The sequence below is a fragment of the Brevundimonas sp. AAP58 genome, assembly GCF_001295975.1.
Taxonomy (GTDB): domain Bacteria; phylum Pseudomonadota; class Alphaproteobacteria; order Caulobacterales; family Caulobacteraceae; genus Brevundimonas.
This window is the reverse complement of record NZ_LJHU01000017.1, coordinates 21157-28333: the sequence shown is the minus strand read 5'-3', so window position 1 is coordinate 28333 and position 7177 is coordinate 21157. Positions and strand designations below refer to the sequence as shown.

Annotated in this window: 7 protein-coding genes and 1 tRNA gene; 5 read left to right on the top strand and 3 right to left on the bottom strand. The window is 68.6% G+C overall.

Features of this window, described 5'->3' with window-relative positions; all coding sequences use genetic code 11:
- Positions 1 to 61 precede the first annotated feature (61 nt).
- From IP78_RS02710 to IP78_RS02695, 4 genes are read left to right on the top strand one after another with little or no spacing between them, the layout of a single operon-like run.
- Positions 62 to 910 carry a carbon-nitrogen hydrolase family protein gene (locus IP78_RS02710; protein WP_054110172.1) on the top strand — a complete coding sequence of 283 codons (849 nt, stop codon included), beginning with the start codon at positions 62 to 64 and terminating at the stop codon, positions 908 to 910.
- The gene (locus IP78_RS02705) at positions 907 to 1341 is read left to right on the top strand and encodes a DUF1178 family protein (protein WP_054110171.1); all 435 of its coding nucleotides are present in this window, start codon (positions 907 to 909) and stop codon (positions 1339 to 1341) included. The genes IP78_RS02710 and IP78_RS02705 overlap by 4 nt, the downstream gene beginning before the upstream one ends.
- Before the next feature lie 10 nt (positions 1342 to 1351).
- Entirely contained in the window at positions 1352 to 1810 is a 459-nt protein-coding gene (locus tag IP78_RS02700; protein WP_054110170.1) for a DUF6265 family protein, read from the top strand.
- Entirely contained in the window at positions 1798 to 2295 is a 498-nt protein-coding gene (locus tag IP78_RS02695; protein WP_054110169.1) for a GNAT family N-acetyltransferase, read from the top strand. The genes IP78_RS02700 and IP78_RS02695 overlap by 13 nt, the downstream gene beginning before the upstream one ends.
- Here the strand turns inward: IP78_RS02695 and IP78_RS02690 are convergent, their stop codons facing one another.
- The 3 genes from IP78_RS02690 to IP78_RS02680 form a co-directional block, all read right to left on the bottom strand.
- Positions 2296 to 4335 (bottom strand): TonB-dependent receptor, encoded by a 2040-nt coding sequence (locus IP78_RS02690; RefSeq protein WP_054110168.1) that lies wholly within the window; start codon positions 4333 to 4335, stop codon positions 2296 to 2298.
- Positions 4336 to 4403: 68 nt separating this feature from the next.
- Positions 4404 to 5420, bottom strand: coding sequence for a GTP 3',8-cyclase MoaA (moaA, locus tag IP78_RS02685; RefSeq protein ID WP_054110167.1), 1017 nt, complete (start codon positions 5418 to 5420; stop codon positions 4404 to 4406).
- A 110-nt stretch (positions 5421 to 5530) separates the two neighbouring features.
- Positions 5531 to 5607 (bottom strand) — tRNA-Arg (locus IP78_RS02680).
- A 186-nt stretch (positions 5608 to 5793) separates the two neighbouring features.
- Here IP78_RS02680 and IP78_RS02675 point away from each other — a divergent pair.
- A complete protein-coding gene (locus tag IP78_RS02675) occupies positions 5794 to 7080 on the top strand; it encodes a hypothetical protein (RefSeq protein ID WP_197272356.1) in 1287 nt (428 codons plus the stop codon).
- Positions 7081 to 7177 lie beyond the last annotated feature (97 nt).

Here is a 7177-nt window from a genome sequence, read left to right as displayed (position 1 = left end):
CCGACGACCTGCACGCGCTCGACCGCAAGGGCGAGCTCGACCCGCTTCTGGCCGCCTGAGCATGTCGGGGCTGCCCGTCACCCTGATCCAGACCCGCACCCCGGCCACGGCCGAGGCGGGCCTTGCGCACGTCGAGCCCCTGATCCGGCAGGCGGCGTCCGAGGGCGCCAAACTGATCCTGACGCCCGAGGGGACCAACCTCCTCGAACAGCGCCGCGACCGCCGCGCCGCCGCCATCACCGATGAGGACCAGGACCCCTGCGTGGTCGGCCTGCGCCGTCTCGCCGCCGAGCTGGATGTCTGGCTGCTGATCGGCTCGGCCATCGTCCGCTCGGGCCATACCGGCGACGACCGCGCCGCCAACCGCTCCCTGCTGATCGACCCGGCCGGAGCCATCGTCGCCCGCTACGACAAGCTGCACGTCTTCGACGTCGACCTTCCGAACGGCGAGACCTATCGCGAAAGCGCCACCATCCGGCCGGGCGACTCCGCCGCGGTCGCCGACACCCCGTGGGGCCGGATGGGACTGACCGTCTGCTACGACGTGCGCTTCCCCCACCTGTTCCGCCAGTTGGCCAAGGCGAACGCCGCCCTGATCGCCGTGCCCGCCGCCTTCACCGTGCCCACCGGCGAGGCCCACTGGGAGACCCTGCTGCGCGCCCGCGCCATAGAGACCGGCACCTTCGTCCTCGCCCCGGCGCAAGGCGGTCAGCATGAGGACGGCCGCAGGACCTGGGGCCGCTCCACCGTCATCTCGCCCTGGGGCGAGGTCATCGCGAAACTTGACCATGACGACCCCGGCGTGCTGCACGCCAGCCTCGATCTTTCGGAGGTCGCCCGCGCCCGCGCCGCGATCCCGGCCCTGACCCACGACCGCGAATACGCCCCACCTCAAGCCCTGCCGCAATGATCCGCTACGCCCTCCACTGCGACGCCGACCACGGCTTCGAGGCCTGGTTCGGCTCCTCGTCCGACTACGACGACCAGTCGGCGCGGGGTCTCGTCGAATGCCCCTTCTGCGGCTCGCGCCAGGTCTCCAAGCAGATCATGGCCCCCGCTGTCGCCGGGACCAAGCGCACCACGCCCGCTCCCGAGGTCGCCCAGAACATGCAGACCATGATGATGGAGATGGCCCGCGAGGTCCGCGCCCACGTCGAGCAGAACTTCGACTACGTCGGCGACGCCTTCGCCCGCGAGGCCCGCGCCATCCACGAAGGCAAGTCCGAGAAGCGCGAGATCTACGGCGAGGCCACCCCCGCCGAGGTCAAGGCCCTGAAGGAAGACGGCGTCCCCTGCGCGGCGCTTCCGCCCGCCCCGCCGGACCCGGCCAAGGTCAACTGAGAGGCCGCCCATGTCCACCGCCCTGCTCGCCGCCCTCGCCCTCCAGACCGCACCGACGCCGATCGAGGACCTGTCCTGGCTGGCGGGCTACTGGCTAAGCTGCGAGGGCGGTCGTGAGGTGTCGGAGACCTGGAGCGATCCGCGCGGCGGGTTGATGGCGGGGGTGACCCTGACCGTCGGCCGCTCTGGCCGGGGCTCTGTTGAGTTTACCCGCATCGCCACGGTGGACGGACGCCTCGCCTTCCTCGCCCAGCCGAACGGCGTTCCCGCCACGACTTTCCCCTTGGCCGAGTCCTCGCCCAGTCGCGCCGCGTTCGAGAACCCCGAGCACGACTTCCCCCAGCGCGTCATCTACAGCCGCGAGGGTGATGTCCTGACCGGCCAGATCGAGGGCGTAGCAAACGGCCAGCCGCAGTCGATGAGCTGGACCTACACCGCCGCCCCGCTCAACGCGCGATGCCCGGACTGACCTGGCGGCCGATGACGCCGGACGATCTCGACGGCGTCTGTGCCGTCGCGGCGGTCGCCTTTCCAGATCACTTCGAGGATCGGGAGTGCTTCGCCGATCGCCTGGTGCTTCATCCTGAGGGCTGCCAGGTTCTGACCGACGGCCGTCAGGTGTCCGGCTATCTGATCGCCTATCCCTCGCGGCGAGGCTCGATCCCTGCGCTCAACAGCCGCCTGAACGCCCTGCCCGACGCCTCGGACGTCCTTTACGTGCATGACCTCGCCCTGCGACCCCAGGCCCGGGGTGCCGGACATGCCCGAGCGGCGATACGGGCACTGGTCGAACAGGCCCGGGGCGACGGCTGGCAGGCCCTCGCGCTCGTCGCCGTCAACGACGCTGAGTCTTTCTGGGCCCGCCATGGCTTCGAAGTCGATCCCTCGCCGGAGCTGGAGGCGACGCTATCCGGCTATGGCCAAGGCGCGCGTTACATGCTCCGGCGGCTCTGATCAGAAGCGATAGGCGATTCCGAACCGGAGGTTCCGTCCCGGGAGGGGCGCGATGTCCTTCAGGAAACTGACATGCTCGCGCGCCTCGGTATCTGTCAGGTTGCGGGCCTCGGCGAACAGGGTCACGCCCGGGTCCGTGAACGGCCGCCAGGCACCCGACAGATTGACCATGGTATAGCTGTCGGTCGGCAGTTCGAACTCCGCGACCTCGTCCTGCTCGGCGACATGGCGGACCTCCAGCCCCAGGTCCAGCGGACCCGAGCCGTACTTGACCCGTCCCGTCAGCGACAGAGGCGGAATGCGCGAGGCCGGACCCAGATCGGTGTCGGCATCGACATAGTCGATGGCACCTTCAAGGGTCACGACGCGATTGCCATCGGCCCAAATGTCGTAAGCGATCTCGGCCTCGAAGCCCCGGAAATCGGCGTCCGTCTGGAGATAGGCGAAGATCGGGAACTCCTCGATCTCGCCATCCTCGTCGAACTCGATCTCCAACCCGGTGTCGCGCAGGTCGATGAAGCCATCATAGCGCGAGGCGTAGACGTGCAGGTCGCCGCGCAGGCGACCGCCGTCGTAGTGCAGCGTGCCCTCCAGCGTCGTCACCGACTCGCTGTCCAGATCGGTATCGCCCAGTTCGTAGACGCCCGTGGCGATATGCACGCCGTCGGCGAACAGTTCGGTCTCGGAAGGAGCGCGTTCGTTGCGGGTCAGGCTCAGGCCCAGGAACAGACCCTCGGACGGGCGCAGGAACACGGCACCGGAGGCCGACCAGTTGTCGTATTCCCGCTCCAGCTCGCTCGTGCCGCCGATCGGCGTCGCCGAGACGGTGCGGCGATCATAGCGAAGGCCGCCCTCGAAACCGTAGGAACCCCGGTCCCAGCGCTGGACGGTGTAAACGCCCGCCTCATCCGTGGTGCTGCCGGGAATGTAGGCCTCGTCGCCGACGGCCAACAGGTCCCGCGACAGGGCCTGGACGCCGATGGCCCCATTCCAGCCGTTCTGATCGCGCTGGATCAGGTCGGCGCGGGCTTCCCAACCGTCGGATTCGAAGACCGTGCCGGGTTCGTCCACATCCTCAAATTCAGTGTGGGTATAGTCGGCCTGCCCAAAGGCACCGCGCAGGGCCCGGAACGGCCCCGTGTCGAAGCGCAGCTCGCCGCGCGCGTCGAACCTTTGCTGCTCCAGTTCGATGAAGACGCCTTCCTCGGCCACGACGCCGTAGGTGCTGTCCGTCTCTTTGTATGACACACCGGCGAAGCCCCGGTCACCGACGAAAGAGCCCCCGATGCCCCAGGCGTCCAGTTCCGAGAAGCTGCCGGGCACCACGCCGGTCCGGTCACGGTCGATGCCCTCCGCGTCGGCGAGCCTGCGCGAAATCGGCGAGGACGGGACTTCATAGTCGTCCGCCTCCTTGGTCACCGCATCCAGATGCAGAACGAAGTTTCCGAACGCGATGTCGGCGCGTCCACCGAACGACGTGCCCTCGTCCACCGTCGAACCCTGGGCGACCAGTCGACCTTCCAGGCCGCCCTCGGGCAGCGCCTCGGGAATGCGTCCGTCCAGTACATTCACGACACCGCCGATGGCCGAGCCGCCATAGACCAGGGTCGAGGGGCCGCGCACGATCTCGATCCGGTTGGCCTCCGCCGGGTCGGCCGCGACCTGGTGGTCCGGCGACACCGAGGAGGCGTCGATGAGACCGATGCCGTTGGTCAGGACCTGCACGCGCGGCCCGGTCAGGCCGCGGATCACAGGACGTGTTGCGCCCGGCGCGAAGGAACTGGACCGAAGGCCGGGTGTCCCGGCCAGCAGATCGCCCAGCGTGGCGGCCGGAGCCGTGGCCAGCGCTTCCTCGTCGACCACGGTGGTGGCGATGATCGACGCGCTCTGACTGATGCCAAAGGGGGCGCCGGTGACGATGATGTCGTCGAGCCGGTCGTCCTGCACCGGCCCGGCCGACTGGGCGGTCGCGGCACCGGCGAGTGCGGTCCAGCTGACGGCGGCAAGCAGAAGCGGGCGGGCGGTTCGCAAAGCAGTCATCGACAACGGTCCTCCTGAAGAGCGCGACCGTTATGAAATAACATACCTCGCCGTCAAGCGTTCTGTGGTCAGCCGCCGGTCATGGACATGGGCCGCGCCACGGCAGCCCCCGCGCCCGCCGCGATGCGGAAGTCATGAGCGCCAGGCTTCCTGGCGACCGCGTCCCGAATCGCTCGTTCCACGCCTGCCTCTCCACCGGCCTCGAGAGCCGTCGCCAGATCGGCTTGGTCGTCCTGGCCCAGACATAGATACAGCCGACCGGTGCAGGTTACTCGCACCCGATTGCAATCGCCGCAGAAGTTGTGGGTCATCGGCGTGATGAAGCCCAGCGTACCACCAGTCTCCTGGACCCTGACATAGCGCGCCGGCCCCGCCGTTCGGCGATCCAGGGCACTCAGGGTCCAGCGGGTCTCGAGCTCTCGTCGAACCTCGGCCAGCGACAGGAACTGCGCCGTCCGGTCCGCCCCGATCTCGCCGATCGGCATGGCCTCGATCAGACTGATCTCATGGCCCTCGCCATGCGCCCACGCGATCAGGTCCGGCAGCTCGGCGGCATTGTCGTCCCTCAACGCCACGACGTTGATCTTGACCGCCATTCCCGCCGCATGCGCCGCAGCGATCCCGTCAAGAGCCCGGCCCACGTCACCGCCCCGCGTCAGCCGCCGATAGGTCCCGGGGTCGCGCGTATCGAGCGACACGTTCACCCGCCGCACCCCGTGATCGGCCAGAGCCGCAGCATGCTCGGCCAGACGCGTCCCGTTGGTCGTCAGCGTCAGCTCCTCCAGCGCGCCCGACGCCAGATGCCGCGACAGCCGCTTGACCAGGTCCATCACGTCGCGCCGAACCAGAGGCTCGCCGCCCGTCAGACGGATGCGACGCGCACCCAGATCCACAAACACCGAGGCCAACCGGTCCAGCGCATCCACCGACAGGACCTGATTCCGGGGCAGAAAGGTCTGCCGCTCAGCCATGCAGTAGACGCAGCGCAGATCGCAGCGATCCGTCACCGACAGGCGCACATAGCGGATCGCCCGTCCCAGCGGGTCGATCAGCGGCGCAATGGGAGCGGGCGCAAGCGCGGTCATCCTTTTCCGAGCATACCCCCGACACGCCGACACGAAAGCGGCGCACTGATCTTCGTCCGGTCTCCCGCTCCGGTTACCAGCCGTCTCGCTTTGCAGAAGGGAGAGGAAGATGGCGCACCCGACACGATTCGAACGTGTGACCTTTGCCTTCGGAGGGCAACGCTCTATCCAGCTGAGCTACGGGTGCGTCTGGCGCGGTCGCTCGCGGCGACCGGACGAAGGGCCTTACAGCAGCCGGGCGCTGCCCTCAATCCCGAATGCGCGGAGGGGCGCGGGTCGGGCCGCAGCCGTCACCGTCTGGACGATTTGTAAGGTTTCGCGCCCGGGAGACTGGGCTAGCGTCAAGGCGAATGTCTGAGGGGAAGGATCGATGATGCGGGCGCTGCTGCTTGGATGTCTGCTGTTTCTTGGCGCATGCGCGACCACACCGGTCGCGCGGCCCGATCCTTCGGGCGACAGTCTGGACGCGGTCGCGCGCGACTACGTTGCCCTGATCCTGGAGATCGGCGAGCGAGAGCCCGGCTACGTCGACGCCTACTATGGCCCGCCGGAGTGGGCCGAGGCCGCCCGGGCCAACCCGCGCGACGTGCCCGCATTGATCCAGGGCGCCGCCTCCCTGACCGAGCGTCTGAACGCCATCTCCGTCGCGGGGGCCGAGCCCACCGTGGCCCAGAGGAAGGCCTATCTTCTGGCCCACGTCTCGGCGGCCGCGGCGCGGCTTCGCATGATCGGGGGCGAGCGGATGAGCTTCGCCGACGAGGCCGAGGCCCTGTTCGGCGTCCGCCCCGAGCTGCGGCCCCTGTCGGACTTCGACCCCATCCTGGCCGAGATCGATCGCCTGGTCCCCGGCGTGGGCGAACTGGCGACCCGCGTCGCCGCCTTCCGGGGCGGGTTCCAGATCCCGACCGACCGGCTCCAGGCCGTGTTCGACGCCTCGATCGCCGAGTGCCGCGCGCGCACCATCCGCCATATCGACCTACCGGCGAACGAGCGGTTCACCCTGGCCTTCGTCACGGACAAGCCGTGGTCGGGCTACAACTACTATCTGGGCGGCGCGGCCAGCCGGATCGAAATCAACACCGACCAGCCCATCTTCACCGACCGCGCCATCGACCTGGGCTGTCACGAGGCCTATCCAGGCCACCACGTCTACAACGCCCTACTGGAACAGACCTTCGTCGTGGAGCGCGGCTGGGTCGAGATGAGCGTCTATCCCCTCTATTCGCCCATGTCTTTCGTGGCCGAGGGCAGCGCCAACTATGGCATCGACCTGGCCTTTCCGGGAGACGAGGCCGCGCGGTTCGAGCGCGACGTGCTCCTGCCGCTGGCGGGCCTGACCGGCGCCCCGGTCCAGCAGAAGGCCCAGCTCAACGCTCTCGTCCGCCGTCTGGCGCGGGCTGAATACACCATCGCCGACGACTATCTGGCCGGCCGCATAGACCGGGCCGAGGCCACCCGGCTCCTGTCTCGCTACATGCTGACGACGCCCGAGCGCGCGGCCCAGCGGGTGCGCTTCATCGATACCTACCGCAGCTACATCATCAACTATGGCCTCGGCCGCGATGTGGTCCAGGCGTGGATCGAGCGCCAGGGGACGGACCGCTGGCAGGCGATGGAGACGCTGCTGTCGAGCCAGATTTTGCCGGTAGATTTGCTGTAGCGGCTTAGGGCTTCTCCCTCCCCCTCGGGGGAGGGCAGGTCGCGCAGCGACCGGGTGGGGGCGGCAAGGCGTTGCATAAGCGACGTCAGAGTTTGGC